This is a genomic window from Actinokineospora alba (assembly GCF_004362515.1).
GTDB lineage: Bacteria > Actinomycetota > Actinomycetes > Mycobacteriales > Pseudonocardiaceae > Actinokineospora > Actinokineospora alba.
Genome location: NZ_SNXU01000001.1, coordinates 4110052 through 4129018, shown reverse-complemented (window position 1 = coordinate 4129018; position 18967 = coordinate 4110052). Strand labels below are relative to the sequence as shown.

Here is an 18967-nt window from a genome sequence, read left to right as displayed (position 1 = left end):
GCTTCCCGCACCGGGAGGCGGCCATCGTCGTTTTCAGCGGCGGGTGGGCAGAGCGGTGCCGGTGCGGACCGGGTCGAGGACGAACATCGTGCTGTAGCGCTGGATGTTGGGGGCGTCCTTGAGCAGCCGCTCGGACACCTCTCGGAAGTGGGACATTCCCGTGGTGGCCAGCACCACGACGAAATCCGTCTCCCCCGAGACGCTGTAGAGCTGCTGGACCTCCGGCGCGGCGAGGAGCCTGCGCCGGAACGCGGCGTGCAGCGCGCGGGACTCCTTGGCGAGAGTCACCAGACACACCGCGAGCAGCACGTCGACCTGTGCTGGGTCGAGCACGGCGACGTGGCGTTCGATGAGCCCTGCCTTGCGGTAGCGGTCGATCCGCCGCTGCACTGCGCTGGGTGAGAGCGACACCAGTTCGCCGAGTTCACCCAGGGTGCGGGCGGAATCCCGCTGCAACAAAGCAAGCAACTGATGGTCGGTCTCATCCAGGGCCACAGTGGTCACGCAATAATCTTGCGCCTCGGCGGGAAAACTTTCAATCGCGGCCATGGGCGCCTCGGTTAGCGTCGCGGACATGAGACGAGGGCTGGTGCTCGCCGCTTTCGGCGCGGTGGCCATGGGGAGTTCCGCCCCCATGCTGAAAATGCTCGCCGGGTCGGGGCTGTCGGCGGTCAACGTGATCCAGGGCCGCATGACCATCGGCGCGGTCGCCCTGCTGCTCCTGGCCGTGGCCACTCGGCGGAGCCTTCGCATCCACTATCGACATTGGTGGCTGCTCGGCCTCTACGGCGTGTTCACGTTGTCTCTCAACCAGGTCAGCTACACGTTCGCGATCACCCGGCTGCCCGTCGGGATCACGCTGCTGATCGAATACCTGGCCCCGGTGCTGATCGCACTCTGGATCCGCTTCGTCCGGCGCACCCGGCTGCCGGGCACGCTGTGGGTGGGGATCGGGACGACCCTGCTGGGTCTGGCCTTGGTCAGCCAGGTGTGGACGACGATGTCCTTGGACGTTCTCGGCCTGCTCACCGCCATGGTGGCGGCGGCGACGCTGGCGGGCCGGTTCCTGTTGGCCGAACACGGTCTCCGCGTGCACGACCCGCTGGTCCTCACCACCTGGGGCGCCTGCGTCGGCGCGGTGAGCCTGCTTCCCCTGGCGCCGTTCCCGTTCGACCGGGTGGACGCGACGGACTGGTTCCTGCTGACGTGGATCGGTGTCGTGGGCATGGCCACGGCGGTCCTGCTCAGCGCACTGGGGCAGCGCACGATCTCGTCGACCGCGGCGAGCCTCATCTCGTGCGTGGAGATCCTGGTGGGCGCCGGGCTGGCCGCGGTGCTCCTCGGCGAACTGCTGACGCCCGTTCAGCTCGTCGGCTCGGTCGTGATGCTCGTCGGCATCGTCGCCGCCCAGGTGGTGCTGGCCAGGGCTTCCGGAAGCCGCACTCAGCTTCCGGAAGCCCCGGAGCTCACGCCTTCTCGCGCTTGAACAGCTTGCTGCCCAGCCAGACGATCGGGTCGTACTTACGGTCGGCGACGCGCTCCTTCATCGGGATGAGCGCGTTGTCGGTGATCTTGATGCCTTCCGGGCAGACCTCGGTGCAGCACTTGGTGATGTTGCAGTAGCCCAGACCGTGGTCGTCCTGCGCCTCGCGGACCCGGTCCGCGGAGTCCAGCGGGTGCATCTCCAACTCGGCGATCCGCATGAGGAAACGCGGGCCCGCGAAGGACTCCTTGTTGTCCTCGTGGTCGCGGATCACGTGACACGTGTCCTGGCACAGGAAGCACTCGATGCACTTGCGGAATTCCTGCGAGCGCTCGACGTCGACCTGCTTCATCCGGTACTCGCCCGGCTCAAGGCCCGGCGGCGGGGTGAAGGACGGGATCTCGCGGGCCTTCTGGTAGTTGAAGGACACGTCGGTCACCAGGTCGCGGATCACCGGGAAGGCGCGCAGCGGCGTGACCGTGATGACCTCGTCCTCGGTGAACGTGGACATCCGGGTCATGCACAGCAGCTTCGGCCTGCCGTTGATCTCCGCCGAGCACGAGCCGCACTTGCCCGCCTTGCAGTTCCAGCGGACCGCGAGGTCGGGCGCGGCGGTGGCCTGCAACCGGTGGATGATGTCGAGGACGACCTCGCCCTCGTTCACCTCGATGAGGTAGTCGTGCAGCTCCCCGGTCTGGTCGTCGCCGCGCCAGATCTTGAACTTCGCCTTGTACGACACCTCAGGCCGTCCTTCCCGGGTGGCTGCCCAGCTCGTCCTCGGTGTAGTACTTCTCCAGCTCAGGCAGTTCGAAGAGCTCGATCAGGTCCTGCCGCATCGGCAACTGCTCCTTCGGCGTCACCTCGACACCAGGAACGACCGGGTCATCGTTCTTCGCGCTGCACACCAAAAGCTTGTTGCGCCACTGCGCGTCAAGCCCGGGGTGGTCGTCGCGGGTGTGGCCGCCGCGGCTCTCCGTGCGGATCAGGGCCGCGCGGGCGACGCACTCGCTGACCATCAGCATGTTGCGCAGGTCGATCGCGAGGTGCCAGCCCGGGTTGAACTGCCGGTGGCCCTCGACGGTGACGTTGCGGATGCGCGAGCGGATCTCGGCGAGCTTCTCCAGCGCCTGCTCGATCTCCTCCGACTTGCGGATGATGCCGACCAGGTCGTTCATCGACTGCTGCAGCTCGTTCTGCAGCGTGTACGGGTTCTCCTCGACGCCCTCGGTGGGCGGGTCGAACGGCGAGAGCGCCATCTCCGCCGCCGCGTCCACATCGGACTGCGACACCGTCGGCCGCGACTCCAGCGACTCCACATAGGACGCCGCGCCGAGACCCGCGCGCCTGCCGAACACCAGCAGGTCCGACAGCGAGTTGCCACCGAGCCGGTTGGAGCCGTGCATGCCGCCGGAGCATTCACCCGCGGCGAACAGGCCGGGGACGCTCGCCGCCGCGGTGTCCGGGTCGACCTCGATGCCGCCCATCACGTAGTGACAGGTGGGACCGACCTCCATCGGCTCCGCGGTGATGTCCACATCGGCCAGTTCCTTGAACTGGTGGTACATCGAGGGCAGCCGCTTCTTGATCTCCTCGGCGGGCAGCCTGCTCGCGATGTCGAGATAGACGCCGCCGTGCGGTGAGCCGCGGCCCGCCTTGACCTCGGAGTTGATCGCGCGAGCGACCTCGTCACGGGGCAGCAGGTCGGGCGTGCGCCGGTTGTTCTCCTGGTCGGTGTACCAGCGGTCGGCTTCTTCCTCGGTCTCCGCGTACTGCCCCTTGAACACCTCGGGGACGTACTCGAACATGAAGCGCTTGCCCTCGGAGTTCTTCAGCACGCCGCCGTCGCCGCGCACGCCCTCCGTGACCAGGATGCCCTTCACGCTGGGCGGCCAGACCATGCCGGTCGGGTGGAACTGGACGAACTCCATGTTGATCAGGGTCGCGCCCGCGCGCATGGCCAGCGCGTGGCCGTCGCCGGTGTACTCCCAGGAGTTCGACGTGACCTTGAACGACTTGCCGATGCCGCCGGTCGCGAGCACCACGGCCGGGGCCTCGAACAGCACGAACCGGCCGGTCTCGCGGTAGTAGCCGAACGCACCCGCGATGCGGCCGTCATCTTTGACCAGCTCGGTGATGGTGACCTCGGCGAAGACCTTGATCCGCGCCTCGTAGTCACCGGTCTCGGCGAAGTCCTCCTGCTGCAGCGAGACGATCTTCTGCTGCATGGTGCGGATCAGCTCGAGGCCGGTCCGGTCGCCGACGTGCGCCAGCCGCGGGTACGTGTGGCCGCCGAAGTTGCGCTGGCTGATCCGGCCGTCCTCGGTGCGGTCGAACAGCGCGCCATAGGTCTCCAGCTCCCAGACGCGGTCCGGCGCCTCCCGGGCGTGCAGCTCGGCCATGCGCCAGTTGTTGAGGAACTTGCCGCCGCGCATGGTGTCGCGGAAGTGGACCTGCCAGTTGTCGTTGGAGTTGGCGTTGCCCATCGACGCCGCGCAGCCGCCCTCGGCCATCACGGTGTGGGCCTTACCGAACAACGACTTGCACACGACCGCCACGCGCAACCCGCGCTGGCGGGCCTCGATCACCGCGCGGAGCCCCGCGCCGCCCGCTCCGACGACGACGACGTCGTAGGAGTGCCGCTCGACCTGACTCATTGGATCCTCTCGAAAGACAAACTGTGGTGGGGAGGGCGGGTCTTCTAGAAGAACCGCAGGTCGGAGATGGCGCCGCTGGCGACGAGCATCACGTAGAGGTCGGTCAGCATCAGCGTCGCCAAGGTCGTCCACGCCAGCTGCATGTGGCGGACGTTCAGCTTGGAGATCAGCGTCCAGGCGCGGTAGCGCACGGGGTGCTTGGAGAAGTGCTTGAGGCGGCCACCGGCGATGTGCCTGCACGAGTGGCAGGACAGCGTGTACGCCCAGAGCAGGATCACGTTGATCGACAGGACCAGCGACCCGAGGCCGACGCCGTGGGTGAACGAGAGCACCGCGTCGTAGGTGTTGATCACCGAGACGACCAGCGCGACGTAGAAGAAGTACCGGTGGGCGTTCTGCACGATCAGCGGCAGCCTGGTCTCACCGGAGTAGCTGCCGTGCGGCTCGGCGACCGCGCAGGCGGGCGGGGACTGCCACACCGAGCGGTAGTACGCCTTGCGGTAGTAGTAGCAGGTCAGGCGGAAGCCCAGCAGGAACGGCAGGGCCACGAAGCCCAGCGGGATCCAGCCCGGCAGCTCCGGAAGCGGAGTGCCGAAGTGGCTGGATCCCGGCAGGCACGACTCACTCAGGCAGGGCGAGTAGAACGGCGTGAGGTAGCCGTACTCCTCGACCCAGTACCACTTGCCCATGAACGAACGGGCGCCCGCGTAGACCACGAACGTCAGCAGGCCGAGGTTCGTCAGCAGCGGCGGGAGCCACCACCGGTCCGTCCGAAGGGTGCGCGCGGAGATCCGCGCCCGCCTGGGGGCGCCGACGCCTGACGTCATCGTTTCCTCGTCTTTGTTGCGATCCTCGCGGGCTCGGGGCGGCCCGCGTCGGATACCTCTCGTGGTGGGGGACCCTGGGGGTTATCGGTGGTAGCCGCCGACTCCTTCGTCGTCGGCTCCCTGCCACAGGGCGGGGTCGTACGGGGTGTCCGGCACGACGACGAACTCGCCTTCGGCCGCGGGCCTGGGCACGGGCGTGCTGGGAGTCGCGGAGAACTCACTCGAGTCGATGTCGAGCCGTTCGATGTCGTTCATGAGCCTGCGCACCGCGGGGATGTCGCCGTAGCGACCCCGCAGCGCGCCGACACAGTGCCGCAGCTGGCCGATGGTTCGCTGCAGTTCGTGGATCTCCGTGCTCGACATGTACGCACCTCCGTACGCCGGTCCATTCGCGGACCCCGGCCGTGGGTAGACCGAGGGTGCCCGCTCGTTGCCGACTTTGCCTGCCGACAGCAGATGTGACAAGTACCACATGGGGCGAACCGGTGGGTCACTGGCCCGCTACGGAGAAGCATATTCCCTTGTGATTTCGGGCACACACCAGGTGATACCGGACACAAAAAACTGGCGGGAACCGTTGCGCCGCAACGGCTCCCGCCAGTTCCCGAGTGGATCTCAGTAGACGCCGACCTCTCGCAGTGAGTAGCCGTAGTTCGTCCCCCTGCGGACTCCCTGGACCTTCACATGACGGGCCGAAGTCGGCGCGAATGAGACCACATCGAGTCCGCCGGACGCCCCGTCGACCGCCGCCACCGACCGCCAGCTCTGGCCGTCATCGGACACCTCGACCCGGTAGGCCGACCCGTAGGCGGCCTCCCAGCGCAACGCGACCCGGCTGATCGGACGTTGGGCGCCTAGATCGATCCGGTACCACTGGCCGTCGCTCCAGCCCGACGCCCAGCGGGTGCCGCGATCGCCGTCGACGGCCCGGTGCGGCCGGAAGTCGTACCAGGGGCTCCACTCCGACGAACTAGCCGTCGCGGTCGCGCCCCGGGCCAGGTTGGCGGGGGCCTGGAACCGCTCGGCGGCCCCCCAGGTGCGCAGGTAGGCCTCGGCGCCGCCGACGAGGTCCTGGACGATCTCGTCGCCCGCCACCCGGCGGATGTCCTCGATCCAGTCGGGCATCAGGCCGTAGTGCGCCATGCCCTCCCGGTTGACGTCCCAGGTCCGCTCGCCCATCCGCTGCCGGTCCAGCGTCACGCTGCCGTCGACCGAGGTGAACGGGTACGTGACGCCGTTGCCCGCGTTGTCCGGACGGGGCCCGGGCAGCCCGCCGAGACCGTTGACGTCGATGCCGAAGCCGTAGCCGGTGATGCCGTGCTGGTCGCGGTAGCCCTCGCCCTGCTGCCAGCCCGCGAGGAACTGCGGCGCGGAGTGGCCGTACTGGGCGATCATGCCGCCGAGGGCGTAGATCCGCGGGAAGTACTTCGTGTCGGTCCAGCTGTGCGACGACACGACACCCGGGTACCGGACCTCTTCGAGCAGGTCGAGGGTGCGGTCGGCGGCCTTGACGCTCATGTGGTCGACCTCGACCATCATGCCGCGCGCCATCATGCCCTTGACCATGTGCTCGCCGAGGTCGGTCAGCCCGCGGGTGTTGCAGTGCGGCGCGGGCGGGTAGACCGGGAGCGGCACCAGCGGCTTGAGCGCGTCGGGGATCGTCCCGCCTGCCGCGACGGTGTTGTCGGAGTACTCGGTGGTGCAGGTGCGGGCGTCCCAGAACTGCCCGGTGCCCAGGAAGTTGGCCGCGTTGACCGCCACCCCGGCTACGCCGCCGTCGAAGCGGACACCGCACAGGGCGTTGTCGTACTTGTGGCAGACGAACATCGTCCGCACGCCGAGCGCGTGCATCTCGTCGAGTCCGCGGTCGATGTCGGCCTTCGAGCACTGGGCGACCCCGAGGATCTGCCTGCAGCCGAACGGCTCGGAGGTCTCCACGCCGAGCAGGACGGCGAGCTTGCCGTCCTCGATGGTCCTGCGCGCCTCGTCCTGGCCGCGTACGACTCGCAGCCAGCCCTTGCCCGCGCCGCCGTTCTCCGCGTCGATGTAGTTCTGCAAATCGTTCATCAGGCGGGCCTGCAGCCGGATGGAGTCCATCTCGCCGCAGGGCTGGTTCTTGATCGGGTAGAGGTCGCACAGCTGCCGGTTCGCGACGAGGTGGTTGACCATCAGCCGCAGCCCGCCGCGCCAGGCGCGCTCGATCCACTTGTAGTAGGCCTGTTGGTGCGTCAGGGAATTGTGCGCGGGCCAGTCCTTGAAGGTCGGGTACCCGACCGGGTCGTGCGTGCCGACCGGTGAGCCGGTCTTGGTGAAGTTCTCGAACCAGGCGAACTCACCGTTGGGAAAGTGGTCCGGGCAGTCGACGAGCGCTTTCTGCGGGCCCGCGGGGTCGAAAGGCTTGCCGCAGACCACGTTCCCGCCGAACGCGACGTTGGAGAAGACGTGGGTGTGGGCGTCGAGGAAGCCCTGGACCGTGCCGTCGGGCAGGGTTCCCTTGAACGGCACGCCCACCGCCCCGACTTCAGTGCCCGGCGGGTTCTGGGCGGCCTGACCCATCCCCGGCAGCGCCGTGACCCCCGCGGCGAGCAGCACGGCGACCGCGACGGTCAGCTTTCGGACGGATAAGCGAGGACGGATCATCGGGTTCCTCCTCCAGGTTCGAAACCTGAAAGATACTCGCGAGTAATTCGCGCGTAAAGAGCTGATCTACTCCTTTTCCACCAGCAGGCGGGCGTAGTTGGCCATGGAGCGCTGATACCTCGGCAGGTGCGGGGCGAGGGCACCGATGGCCAGGGACACGGCCTCCCGTTCCCGGCCGAGATCGGTGAGCGCCAGGGCGAGCACGGCACGGACGGCGTCGTCCAGGTGGTCGGAGCCCGCGTTCAGCTCGGCGGTCAGCAGGTCGACGCTCTCCTGTGGGTTGCCGATGTTGCGCAGCGAACTGGACAGCTGGATCACGGCTCGGCGCCTGCGTTCACCGGTCAGACCGCGGTCGAGCGCCTTGCGGTAGAGCGGGACGGCACGATCCGAGTGGCCGGTCGAGTCGAACGCGCAGGCCCGCTCGAAGTCCGCGATCGCACTGTCCGCGGGGAGTTCGTCGGCCAGGGTGTCGATCAGCGCCCGGAACGTCTCGGCGTCGTGGTTGTCGATGGCGGCCCATGCTTCGGCGGTGCGCCGTTCCCAGTCTTCGTTCACCGCGACAGCTTCGCAGACACCCGCCGGGCGGTCGCGCCATTTGGCACGACCGGTCCGCGCGGCTCAGTCCGGAATGGTGTCCAACTCGGACGCGTCGCCGCCGTAGGCGGACAGCTCCTCGCGCACCACCCGGAAGGCCATGCCCTCCGAATACCCTTTGCGGGCCAGCATTCCGACGAGTCTGCGGATGCGGACCTGGTCTTCCAGGCCCGACATGGCGCCGAGCTTCTTGCGCACCAACTGCCGGGCGCGTTCGTCCTCGGCCTCGCTGTCGACCGCGTCCACAGCTTCGGCGACGACCTCGTCGGCCACGCCCTTGCGGCGTAGCTCCATCGCGAGCGCGCGACGCCCCAAGCCCTGGTAGGTGTGGCGGGAACGGACCCAGCTCTCGGCGAACGCCTCGTCGTCGATCAGGCCGATGGCGGCGAACTTGCCGAGCACGGTCTGGGCGACGTCGTCCGGGATTTCCTTGCGCTGCAAGGCTTGTTCGAGTTCCTGACGGGTTCTCGAACGAACCGTGAGCAGGCGGTAGCAGATCTCCCGGGCCTTGGCGGCCGGGTCTTGTTCCTCGGTCTTACGCGATTCCTCGGGGGACGAGTCGCCGCCCGTCCCCCGAGTCCTGCGCGCGTACTTGCGCTCCGCCACTAGAACTCGACAGGAGCCGCGACCGTCTCGTCGGCGTCGAGCTTCGCGCCGATGCCGAGCTTGTCCTTGATCCGCTTCTCGATCTCGTCGGCCACGTCCGGGTTCTCCAGCAGGAACTTGCGGGCGTTCTCCTTGCCCTGCCCCAACTGGTCGCCCTCGTAGGTGTACCAAGCGCCCGACTTGCGGAGGATGCCCTGGTCGACGCCCATGTCGATGAGCGAACCCTCGCGGCTGATGCCCTTGCCGTAGAGGATGTCGAACTCGGCCTGCTTGAACGGCGGCGCGACCTTGTTCTTCACCACCTTGACTCGGGTGCGGTTGCCGACCGGCTCGCCACCGTCCTTGAGCGTCTCGATGCGACGCACGTCGAGCCGCACGGAGGCGTAGAACTTGAGCGCCTTGCCACCGGTCGTCGTTTCCGGGGAGCCGAACATGACGCCGATCTTCTCGCGGAGCTGGTTGATGAAGATCGCGGTGGTGCCGGTGTTGCTCATGGCGCCGGTCATCTTCCGCAGGGCCTGGCTCATCAGCCGGGCCTGCAGGCCGACGTGGTTGTCGCCCATCTCGCCCTCGATCTCCGCGCGCGGGACGAGCGCCGCGACGGAGTCGATGACCAGGATGTCGAGCGCGCCGGAGCGGATCAGCATGTCCGCGATCTCCAGCGCCTGCTCGCCGGTGTCGGGCTGCGACACCAGCAGGGCGTCGGTGTCGACGCCCAGGTTCTTGGCGTATTCCGGGTCGAGCGCGTGCTCGGCGTCGATGAACGCGGCGATGCCGCCGTTGCGCTGGGCGTTGGCCACCGCGTGCAGGGCGACGGTGGTCTTACCCGACGATTCCGGACCGTAGATCTCGACCACGCGCCCGCGCGGCAGACCGCCGATGCCGAGCGCGACGTCGAGCGCGATCGCGCCGGTCGGGATGACCGCGATAGGGGCGCGGCCCTCCTCGCCGAGGCGCATGACCGAGCCCTTGCCGAAGTTCTTGTCGATCTGGGCAAGGGCGAGTTCGAGCGCCTTATCCCGGTCGGGTGCTGGTGCCATCTTGGTTCCACCTCGGTTGACTCGAGACTGTTTCGTACTCACGGCGCCGACGCTACGGGCAAGGGCCGACGTTTCTCGGAAGGCACCGCCGGTCTGTGGACAAGCGGACCCGATGTGGACAACATCGTAGCGAACACCTGTTCGATCCTGGTAATGACACGCCGATGGTGTAGGTCGGCGTTCAGCGCCGCTCGGGCGGGACCTCGAAGGCCTCGCAGACGGCCCGCCAGATCTCCTTCGTGGGAATCCCGGCGTCGAGCGCCTGGTCGACCGTGCGGCCGCCGAGCACGCTGAAGACGTGGTCGTGGGCGATGGTGTCGGCCCGCTGGGCGCCGAATTCCTCGGCGAGGCGGGACCGGAAGGCGGTGATGCGCATCGGGGCTGAGTGTAGGTGGCACACTCGGGCACGTGTTCACCTTCGCCATCGAGAACCCGTCGGCCACCGAGGAACTGTGGCTGACCATCGGATCCATCGGCGCCTGCGTCGCCGCCATCGTCGTAGGCCTCATCGCCCTGCGAAACCGCCGGCGTTAGGTTCCCGGCTGGACGTTGGCGGCAAAGAAGTCGGCCAGCTTGTCCGGGCTCAGATCGGCCGCGTCGGACTTGGTGAGGGTGCCCACCAAAGGCCGGTCCTTGACCGTGAAGACCAACACCCCGACCCCGTCCTTGACGCCTGCGCGCAGCTTGCCGTCGAGGCCGTTGCCCTGCCAGTCGGCGACGACGTGCTCGCCCGCGTCCACCTTGCCGAGCTCGGTCTCCCAGACGCGCTGGACATCGTCGGTGGAACCGGCGTGGGTGTAGGTCACGCGGTAAGCGTCCGGCAGGGCGCAGGTGACGTCGGCGCCGCGCTCGCAGGTGTTGGCGTCCGGCACGCCGCCCGCCAGCTGCCGCAGGCAGTCGGTGAAGCCCTTGTCGTCGGCAGTGCCCTTGGTCGCGCAGGACTGCGCCGTCGGAAGTTCACCCGACCGTGTGAAGTAGAAGATCCCGCCCGCGATCGCCGCGAGCGCGACCACCGCCGCGACGGCGGTGACCACCAGCTTCTTGCGCCCCGCGGCGGCGGGCTGCCGCGGCGGGGTCGGGAAGTTGCCCGCCAGGTTCGGGAAGTTGGCCTGCTGCGTCGGCTGCGGAAAGTTCTGCTGGGCGGCGAAGGACCCGGTCTGCGGCGGCTGCGATCCCGCGGCGCCCGACTGCGCCGGGAAGCCCCCCGACGCGGGCTGCTGCCCGCCATGCTGGGACGCGAAACCACCGGCGGCTTGCTGCTGGGCGGGGAACCCGCCCGTCGACGGCTGCGCCTGCACTCCCCCGGACTGCGGCCCGACCTGCGAGGTGCGCATGCTGATGCCCTCTTGGGACACGTTGTGCGCGCCAAGGGCGACCGCGGTCTCCGGCTGGTCAAGGCTCGTGGGCACCACGCGGAGCTGTTCGGCGATCAAGGTCGCCACCAGCGGGATCCGGCTGGACCCGCCCACCAGGTAGATCCCCACAAGCCGCTCCGGTGACAACCCGGTCGCGCGGATCGTGCCCGCCAGCAGCTCGACGCTGCGCAGCATGCTCGGCCGGATCAACGCCTCCAGTTCGGCCCGGGTGACCAGCACGTCGTCGAACGGCTCCGGCATCGGCACCTCGGTCTGCGGGTGCCGCGACAGCGCCTCCTTGGCCGCCTTCACGTCCTCCAGCAGCGCCCGTCGCGCGCGTCGGTCGGCGAGGGACTCCGGGCGCAGCAACCGCTGCCAGCCGCCCGGGTCGCGGTGGGAGACCTGGCGGCCGACGTGTTCGAGCAGCGTCTGGTCGACGTCCATGCCGCCGAGGTCGGGCAGACCGTTCTCGGCGAGCACGGCGAACCCGTTCTGGGTCGCGGCGACGATGGCGACGTCGAACGTGCCCGCGCCCAGGTCGTACACGGCGAGCGCCTGATTGGGCGCGAGGGTGTGGCCGAAGGAGGCGAAGTGCGCGGCGGCGGCGACCGGTTCGGGGACCAGCACGAGGTTGGACCCGAGTCCCGACTGCCGCGCGGCGGAGAGCAGCACGTTGCGTCGCACCGGACCCCACTGCGCGGGGTGGGTCAGCCGGACCTCGTCGGGCTTGGCACCGCCGAGCTGCCGGGAAGTCTCATCGGCGACCCGCCGCAGCACCGCCGCGAGCGCGTCGGTCACGGGGACGACGGTGGTGCCCAGCAGCAGCGTGCCCTCATCGACGCGGCGCTTCGGGTTGGGCTCGAACCGCGACGGGTCCAGCCGCGCTCGGCGCTCGGCGTCGCGACCGACGACGAGTCCGCCGTCCTCATCGGCGTAGATCGCGGACGGCATGGTCGCGGACGAGTCCACCTCGATCACCCGCGGCGCGCGCCCGTGGGCCGAGAGCACCGCGACGGTGTTGGACGTCCCCAGGTCGACGGACAGGACGTTCACAGCGCGCTCCCCTTAGTCAGCCGGTGCTGCCCGGCTTGATGTGTTCGTTGAAGTAGGACAGGAGTTTGGTCTTGCCACTCACGGAACCGGTGGCGATGACCCAGCCCATGATGGGCGTGTTCTCGACCGTGTAGATGAGCATCTCGGACCCGGTCGCGATCTCCACCGAGTGGTACTTGCCCGACATGCCCCCGCCGGACCAGTCGCCGTCGCTGACGTTCTTGGCGCCTGCTTTCAGACTGGTCAGCGCGGTCTGGACGTTCGCGTCGACCAGGTCGGCGGAGTCGAACTGGATATAGATCGCCAGGTAGTTTCCGCCGATCTTGCAGGTCGCCGACGTCGCCCCCGGGGTCGCGATGGCCTGGCCGCCGAAGTTGGCGCCGGACTCGCAGTCGCCCTTGTCCGCCACCGTGCCCGCGACTTCCCGCATGCACGGCGTGAAGCCCTTGCCGTCGGTCTGCTTGTCCGCGCAGTCGGCGGTCACCCCTCCCGAGGAGCCCGCGGTGGCGATGATGACGCTGACGATGCCGATGACCACGACCGCGACGACGGCGGTCGCGAGGTACCAGACCTTGTTCGACTGCGGCTTGGCCTGCGGGGCGGGCTGCGCAGGGAATCTCGGCGGCGCGGGCCTGGTCTGCACCGGCGTCGGCGCCGACGGCGGGCCCGACTGGGCCTGCTGGTGGGCCTGCGGCTGCGATTGGGGTTGGGCCTGCGGCTGCGGTTGGGGCCGGTGCTGCGGCGGGGGCGGCAGGACGCGTTGCGGACCGCTCTGCGGGAACTGCTGCCGGGCGGCGGGCTGAGCGGGCTGGGCGGCGAACCCGCCGGTCCGCAGCGGCACGATCGCCTGGGTGCGCTGGACCGACTCGACGGTGCTGCTCATGTCGCCCGTGCGCATGGTCACGCCCTCTTGGGGCACGTGGTGCGCGCCGAGGGCGACGGCGGTCTCGGGCTGGTCCAGGCTCGTCGGCACGACCCGCAGCTGCTCGGCGATCAGGGTGGCGACGAGCGGGATCCGGCTCGAACCGCCGACGAGGTAGATGCCGACCAGACGGTCCGGGGTCATGCCGGTGGAGCGGATGGTCGCGGCGAGCAACTCGACGCTGCGCAGCATCCCCGGGCGGATCATCGCCTCCAGTTCGACCCGGCTGACCAGCACGTCGTCGAACGGCTCGGGCAGCGGCACCTCGGTCTGCGGGTGGCGCGAGAGCGCTTCCTTGGATGCCTTGACGTCTTCGCGCAGCGCGCGCTGGGCGCGCCGGTCTCCGGTGGATTCCGGGCGCAGCAGCCGCTGCCAGCCCGCCGGGTCGCGGTGGGAGACCTGGCGGCCGACGTGTTCGAGGAGCGCCTGGTCGACGTCGAGTCCGCCGAGGTCGGGCAGCCCCGCCTCGGCGAGAACCGCGAACCCCTTCTGCGTGGCGCCGACGATGGCGACGTCGAACGTGCCCGCGCCGAGGTCGTAGACGGCGAGAGCCTGGCCGGGGCCGAGGGTCTGGCCGGGGAAGGACGCGAAGTGCGCGGCGGCGGCGACCGGTTCGGGCACCAGCACGAGGTTGGACCCGAGTCCCGACTGCCGCGCGGCCGACAGCAGCACGTTGCGCCGAACCGGACCCCACTGCGCCGGGTGGGTCAGCCGGACCTCGTCGGCCTTGGCGCCGCCAAGCTGCCGGGAGGTCTCATCGGCGACACGCCGCAGCACTCCCGCGAGCGCGTCGGTCACGGGGACGACGGTGTCGCCCAGCAGCAGCGTGCCCTCATCGACGCGGCGCTTGGGGTTGGGTTCGAAGCGCGAGGGGTCGAGACGGGCCCGGCGCTCGGCGTCGCGGCCCACGACCAGCCCGCCGTCCTCGGCCGCGAACACCGCAGACGGCATCATCGACGACCCGTCGACATCGACCACCCTCGGCGGGCGGCCGTGCGCGGACAGCACGGCAACGGTGTTCGACGTGCCGAGATCCACCGACAGGACGTTCACTGCTCTCCCCTCATCGCACTCGACTACGCCTCAAGCCCCCGGGTAGTCGCGCAGATAGTCCCATGCCCGACCTTTCGCGCGGTCCCGGTAGGGCGAACTGCCTGGCGAAGTTGTCCACAGGCGACGCCGGAGGACTGGGCGGTGTCGGTGCCGTCAGGTAAGCATTGACATGTGGCGGAGAACGCGCTCGACCTGTTCACGCCCGCGACGAGACAGTGGTTCGCGGGCGCTTTCGACGCGCCCACCGATGCCCAGACGGGGGCATGGCGGGCGGCGGCGGCGGGCGAGCACGCGCTGGTCGTGGCGCCGACCGGGTCGGGCAAGACGCTCGCGGCGTTCCTCTGGGCGCTCGACCGGCTGGCGGCCGAGGGCAAGCCGGTCGACGCCAAGCACCGCTGCCGTGTTCTGTATGTGTCTCCGCTCAAGGCGCTGGCGGTCGACGTGCAGCGCAACCTCCGGGCGCCGCTGGCGGGCATCCGGCAGGCGTCGCACCGGCTCGGCCTGCCGGAGCCGGATATCACGGTGGGCATGCGGACCGGCGACACACCGGCCGACGAGCGCCGCGCGTTCGCCAGGACACCGCCGGACGTGCTGGTCACCACACCGGAGTCGCTCTTCCTGCTGCTGACATCAGCGGCGCGCGAGTCGCTGCGCGGGGTGCGCACGGTGATCGTGGACGAGGTGCACGCGGTCGCCGGGGCCAAGCGCGGGTCGCACCTGGCGCTGTCGCTGGAGCGGCTGGACGCACTGCTGGAGCGGCCCGCCCAGCGGATCGGGCTGTCGGCGACAGTGCGGCCGGTGGACGAGGTGAGCGGCTTCCTCGGCGGCGGGCGGCCGGTCACGCTGGTCCAGCCGAAGATCGGCAAGACGGTGGAGGTGCGGGTCGAGGTCCCCACGGAGGACATGTCGAGCCTGACCGAGCAGCACAACGACGACGCAGGAGACCGGACCACCGCCTCGATCTGGCCGATGGTGGAGCGGCGGGTGCTCGAGCTGGTCCGGCAGCACCGGTCGACGATCGTCTTCGCCAACTCGCGCCGGCTCGCGGAGCGGATGACGGCCCGGCTCAACGAGCTGGCCGACGAGGAGGTGCTCGACCTCGACCGGTTCCCTGCCGAGGCGATCGGGCAGTCGGGCCTCACGACGATGGCCTCGCCGGTGATCGCTCGGGCGCACCACGGCTCGATGTCGCGTGAGCAGCGCACGCTGGTGGAGGAAGACCTCAAATCCGGGCGCCTGCCCTGTGTGGTGGCCACGTCGTCGCTGGAGCTGGGCATCGACATGGGTGCGGTCGACCTGGTGGTCCAGGTGGAGGCGCCGCCGACGGTCGCGTCCGGGCTGCAGCGGGTCGGACGGGCGGGCCACCAGGTGGGCGCGGTGTCGCGCGGCGTGATGTTCCCGAAGTTCCGCGGCGACCTGGTGTCCTGCGCCGTGGTGGCGGAGCGGATGGCTCAGGGCGCGATCGAGGCGGTCCGGTACCCGCGCAACCCGCTCGACGTGTTGGCGCAGCACATCGTCGCGATGGTGGCGGTGGAGCCGTGGACGGTCACCGAGCTCGCGACTCTGGTTCGGCGCGCGGCGCCGTTCGCGTCGCTGCCGGATTCGGCGCTGTACGCGGTGCTCGACATGCTGGCGGGCCGTTATCCGAGCGAGGAGTTCGGCGAGCTGCGACCCCGGGTGACGTGGGACCGGATCAGCGGTGAGCTGCGCGGAAGGCCTGGCGCGCAACGGCTCGCGGTCACCTCCGGTGGCACGATCCCCGACCGGGGGCTGTTCACGGTGATGACCCCGCCGGACGAGCGGGGCGCCGGGTCGCGGGTCGGCGAACTCGACGAGGAGATGGTCTACGAGTCGCGGGTGGGCGACACGTTCCTGCTCGGCACGTCCGCGTGGCGGGTGCAGGACATCACCCACGACCGGGTGATCGTCACGCCCGCGCCGGGCGAGCCCGCCCGGATGCCGTTCTGGAAGGGCGACGCTCCCGGGCGTCCGCTGGAACTCGGTCGGGCGCTGGGCAAGTTCGTCCGCGAACTGTCCAGTGTGGACGATGCGGCCGCGCGGGATCGGGCGGCGGTGGCCGGGCTGGACGGATGGGCGACGGACAACCTGCTCGCGTACCTGTCCGAGCAGCGCGAGGCGACCCGGCATGTGCCGGACGACCGGACGATCGTGGTCGAACGGTTCCGCGACGAGTTGGGCGACTGGCGGCTGGTCGTGCACTCACCGTTCGGCGGGCAGGTCAACGCGCCGTGGGCGCTGGCGATCGGCGCCCGGCTGCGTGAGCGGCGCGGGGTCGAGGCGCAGATCGCGCACGGCGACGACGGCATCGTGATCCGGCTGCCCGACGCGGTCGACGACCTGGGCCAGGAAGTCGTGGCGGGCGCCGAGGACGTGCTGCTCGACCCGGACGAGGTCGAGCAGATCGTGGTGGCCGAGGTCAGTGGGTCGGCCCTGTTCGCCGCCCGGTTCCGCGAGTGCGCGTCACGGTCGTTGCTGCTGCCCAGGCGGGATCCGCGCAGGCGCACCCCGCTGTGGCAGCAGCGGCAGCGTTCGGCGCAGCTGCTGTCGGTGGCGGCGAAGTACGAGCAGTTCCCGGTCGTGCTGGAGGCGATGCGTGAATGCCTGCAGGACGTCTACGACGTGGGTGGCCTGCGTGAGCTGATGTCGGACGTGCGGGCCCGCCGGGTGCGGGTGGTGGAGGTGCAGACGCAGTCCGCGTCGCCGTTCGCGCGCAGCCTGCTGTTCGGCTACGTCGGGATGTTCCTCTACGGCAGCGACGTTCCCCTCGCGGAACGGCGGGCGGCGGCGTTGTCGCTCGACAGCGCGCTGCTCGCCGAACTCCTTGGCTCCGAGGCGATCCGAGAGCTGCTCGACCCGGAGGTGCTGGCCGAGGTGGAGCGCTCGCTGCAGCGGCTCGACCCGAACCGGCACGCCCGCCACGCCGAGGACGCGGCGGATCTGTTGCGGTTCCTGGGTGATCTTTCCGTGGCGGAGGCGCAGGCCCGGGGTGTGGCACCGGAATGGCTCGCGGAACTGGAGGCGGCGCGCCGGGTGCTGCGGGTCCGCATCGCGGGCGACGAGCGGTTCATCGCCATCGAGGACGCGGGCCGAGTCCGCGACGCGCTCGGCACAGCGCTGCCGGTCGGCGTGCCCGAGGTGTTCACCGAGCCGGTCGCCGATCCGCTGGGCGACTTGCTTTCCCGCTACGCGCGCACACACGGGCCGTTCCCGGCGATGGAGGCCGCCGCCCGGTTCGGGCTTGGCACGTCGGTGGTGACCGGTGTGTTGGAGCGGCTGGCGGGCGCGGGCAGGCTGGTGCGCGGTGAGCTGCGGCCGATCAGCGGCCCGGAGCCGCCCGCGGCCGTCGAATACTGCGACGCCGACGTCCTGCGGCGGCTGCGGCGCTCGTCGCTCGCGCGGCTGCGGGCCGAGGTCGAGCCGGTCGAACCGGCGGCCCTGGGCCGATTCCTGCCGAGCTGGCACGGCATCGGCCGAAAGTCCCGTTCCACGGCGACCGCCGATGACGTCCTGGCGGTGGTGGAGCAGCTCGCGGGTGCGCCGATCCCCGCGAGCGCCCTGGAGTCGCTGGTCCTGCCCGCGCGGCTGCGCGGCTACTCCCCCGCCCTGCTCGACGAGCTGACGGCGGCGGGCGAGGTCACCTGGTGCGGAACCGGCGCGCTCGCCGGAGGCGACGGCTGGATCGCGTTGGCGCCCGCCGACGTCGCCGACTTGTTGCTCCCCGAGGTCGAGGACGCCGTCCCCGACACCCCACTGCACACGGCGGTTCTGTCCGCTTTGGACGGTGGCGCCCTGTTCTTCCGGCAGGTCGCCGACCGAACCGGCGCCATCCTGCTCGACGGCGGCGCCGAGGCCCCGAACGACCCGGACGTCATCGCGGCGCTGTGGGACCTGGTCTGGGGCGGCCTGATCACCAACGACACCATCGCGCCGCTGCGTGCTCTGGTCTCCGGCAAGGGCGCCGCGCACCGTCCTCGGCGGACAGCCCCCCGCGGGCGCTACGCCCGGCTGCGCACCGCCCGCCCGGATATGCCCACCCGCACCGGACCGCCGACCGTCGGCGGCCGCTGGTCCCTGGTCGTCCCCCGCGAGCAAGACCCGACGCGGCGCGCCCACGCCCGGGCCGAGGCTTTCCTTGAACGCCACGGGGTTCTCACTCGCGGCGCGCTGGACACCGAGCGGGTCACGGGTGGCTTCAGCGGCGTCTACAAGGTGCTGCGGGCGATGGAGGAGTCGGGCCAGATCATCCGCGGCTACGTCGTGGAGGGCTTGGGCGCTTCCCAGTTCGCCGCCCGCGGCGCGGTGGACCGCCTACGGGCCCTGTCGCGCGCCGACGCGGCCGACGCCCCCGAATTCCCCGCGACCGTCCTCGCCGCCGCCGACCCGGCCCAGCCGTACGGCGCGGCACTCACGTGGCCGGAACCATTGGGAGACGGCAAACACCGCCCAGGCCGCAAGGCCGGGGCGTTGGTGGTGCTGGTGGACGGCGTCCCCGCCATGTACGTCGAACGCGGCGGCCGATCCCTCCTGTCCTTCACCGACGCGGAACAACCCTTGCGCGCCGCCGCCGAAGCCCTCTCCCGCGCCGTCCACGACGGCTGGCTGGGCTCCCTGTCAGTACAGAAGGCAGACGGCGAAGTCGCCCTGACCTCATCCCTGGCAACGGTTCTCCGAGACGCGGGTTTCCGCGCCACCCCCAAAGGCCTCCGCCTACGCGCTTAG

At 70.1% G+C, this 18967-nt stretch carries 15 protein-coding genes; 3 read left to right on the top strand and 12 right to left on the bottom strand.

All coding sequences use genetic code 11. From position 1 onward, the window contains the following. Positions 1–33: 33 nt before the first annotated feature. Positions 34–504 carry an Lrp/AsnC family transcriptional regulator gene (locus C8E96_RS19070; protein ID WP_228769743.1) on the bottom strand — a complete coding sequence of 157 codons (471 nt, stop codon included), beginning with the start codon at positions 502–504 and terminating at the stop codon, positions 34–36. A 70-nt stretch (positions 505–574) separates the two neighbouring features. On the opposite strand from C8E96_RS19070, the gene C8E96_RS19065 reads away from it, so the two are divergent. Continuing rightward, positions 575–1486 carry a DMT family transporter gene (locus tag C8E96_RS19065; RefSeq protein ID WP_166658049.1) on the top strand — a complete coding sequence of 304 codons (912 nt, stop codon included), beginning with the start codon at positions 575–577 and terminating at the stop codon, positions 1484–1486. Here C8E96_RS19065 and C8E96_RS19060 read toward each other — a convergent pair. From C8E96_RS19060 to C8E96_RS19020, 9 genes are all read right to left on the bottom strand, one after another. Beyond that, the gene (locus C8E96_RS19060) at positions 1467–2222 is read right to left on the bottom strand and encodes a succinate dehydrogenase/fumarate reductase iron-sulfur subunit (protein ID WP_091371638.1); all 756 of its coding nucleotides are present in this window, start codon (positions 2220–2222) and stop codon (positions 1467–1469) included. The genes C8E96_RS19065 and C8E96_RS19060 overlap by 20 nt on opposite strands. Position 2223: 1 nt before the next feature. Further along, positions 2224–4137 carry a fumarate reductase/succinate dehydrogenase flavoprotein subunit gene (locus tag C8E96_RS19055; protein ID WP_091371640.1) on the bottom strand — a complete coding sequence of 638 codons (1914 nt, stop codon included), beginning with the start codon at positions 4135–4137 and terminating at the stop codon, positions 2224–2226. Positions 4138–4181: 44 nt separating this feature from the next. After that, positions 4182–4964 (bottom strand): hypothetical protein, encoded by a 783-nt coding sequence (locus C8E96_RS19050; protein WP_091371642.1) that lies wholly within the window; start codon positions 4962–4964, stop codon positions 4182–4184. Between the two features lie 81 nt (positions 4965–5045). Continuing rightward, positions 5046–5327 (bottom strand): hypothetical protein, encoded by a 282-nt coding sequence (locus tag C8E96_RS19045; RefSeq protein WP_091371644.1) that lies wholly within the window; start codon positions 5325–5327, stop codon positions 5046–5048. Between the two features lie 252 nt (positions 5328–5579). Then, positions 5580–7604: a discoidin domain-containing protein gene (locus tag C8E96_RS19040; RefSeq protein ID WP_091371646.1), complete on the bottom strand. Its 2025-nt coding sequence runs from the start codon at positions 7602–7604 to the stop codon at positions 5580–5582. A 66-nt stretch (positions 7605–7670) separates the two neighbouring features. Next, positions 7671–8159, bottom strand: coding sequence for a tetratricopeptide repeat protein (locus C8E96_RS19035; protein WP_091371648.1), 489 nt, complete (start codon positions 8157–8159; stop codon positions 7671–7673). A gap of 63 nt (positions 8160–8222) precedes the next feature. Continuing rightward, positions 8223–8804 carry a regulatory protein RecX gene (locus C8E96_RS19030; protein ID WP_091371650.1) on the bottom strand — a complete coding sequence of 194 codons (582 nt, stop codon included), beginning with the start codon at positions 8802–8804 and terminating at the stop codon, positions 8223–8225. After that, a complete protein-coding gene (gene recA / locus C8E96_RS19025) occupies positions 8804–9844 on the bottom strand; it encodes a recombinase RecA (protein WP_091371651.1) in 1041 nt (346 codons plus the stop codon). The genes C8E96_RS19030 and recA overlap by 1 nt, the downstream gene beginning before the upstream one ends. Positions 9845–10025: 181 nt before the next feature. After that, a complete protein-coding gene (locus C8E96_RS19020; RefSeq protein ID WP_091371654.1) occupies positions 10026–10220 on the bottom strand; it encodes a DUF3046 domain-containing protein in 195 nt (64 codons plus the stop codon). Positions 10221–10252: 32 nt separating this feature from the next. On the opposite strand from C8E96_RS19020, the gene C8E96_RS34410 reads away from it, so the two are divergent. Beyond that, complete coding sequence (locus C8E96_RS34410; RefSeq protein ID WP_267463814.1) at positions 10253–10378, top strand: hypothetical protein; 126 nt, start codon at positions 10253–10255, stop codon at positions 10376–10378. Here the strand turns inward: C8E96_RS34410 and C8E96_RS19015 are convergent. Together C8E96_RS19015 and C8E96_RS19010 are read right to left on the bottom strand one after the other, a co-directional pair. Next, positions 10375–12252, bottom strand: coding sequence for an Hsp70 family protein (locus C8E96_RS19015; RefSeq protein ID WP_091371656.1), 1878 nt, complete (start codon positions 12250–12252; stop codon positions 10375–10377). The genes C8E96_RS34410 and C8E96_RS19015 overlap by 4 nt on opposite strands. Before the next feature lie 16 nt (positions 12253–12268). Continuing rightward, positions 12269–14227 carry an Hsp70 family protein gene (locus tag C8E96_RS19010; RefSeq protein WP_091371658.1) on the bottom strand — a complete coding sequence of 653 codons (1959 nt, stop codon included), beginning with the start codon at positions 14225–14227 and terminating at the stop codon, positions 12269–12271. A 171-nt stretch (positions 14228–14398) separates the two neighbouring features. On the opposite strand from C8E96_RS19010, the gene C8E96_RS19005 reads away from it, so the two are divergent. After that, positions 14399–18967 carry an ATP-dependent helicase gene (locus C8E96_RS19005; RefSeq protein ID WP_091371660.1) on the top strand — a complete coding sequence of 1523 codons (4569 nt, stop codon included), beginning with the start codon at positions 14399–14401 and terminating at the stop codon, positions 18965–18967.

Coding starts and splice junctions, on each gene's coding strand:
- C8E96_RS19050 (WP_091371642.1), bottom strand. CDS start 4,964: ATGACGTCAGGCGTCGGCGCCCCCAGGCGGGCGCGGATCTCCGCGCGC.
- C8E96_RS19040 (WP_091371646.1), bottom strand. CDS start 7,604: ATGATCCGTCCTCGCTTATCCGTCCGAAAGCTGACCGTCGCGGTCGCC.
- C8E96_RS19045 (WP_091371644.1), bottom strand. CDS start 5,327: ATGTCGAGCACGGAGATCCACGAACTGCAGCGAACCATCGGCCAGCTG.
- C8E96_RS19020 (WP_091371654.1), bottom strand. CDS start 10,220: ATGCGCATCACCGCCTTCCGGTCCCGCCTCGCCGAGGAATTCGGCGCC.
- C8E96_RS19055 (WP_091371640.1), bottom strand. CDS start 4,137: ATGAGTCAGGTCGAGCGGCACTCCTACGACGTCGTCGTCGTCGGAGCG.
- recA (WP_091371651.1), bottom strand. CDS start 9,844: ATGGCACCAGCACCCGACCGGGATAAGGCGCTCGAACTCGCCCTTGCC.
- C8E96_RS19065 (WP_166658049.1), top strand. CDS start 575: ATGAGACGAGGGCTGGTGCTCGCCGCTTTCGGCGCGGTGGCCATGGGG.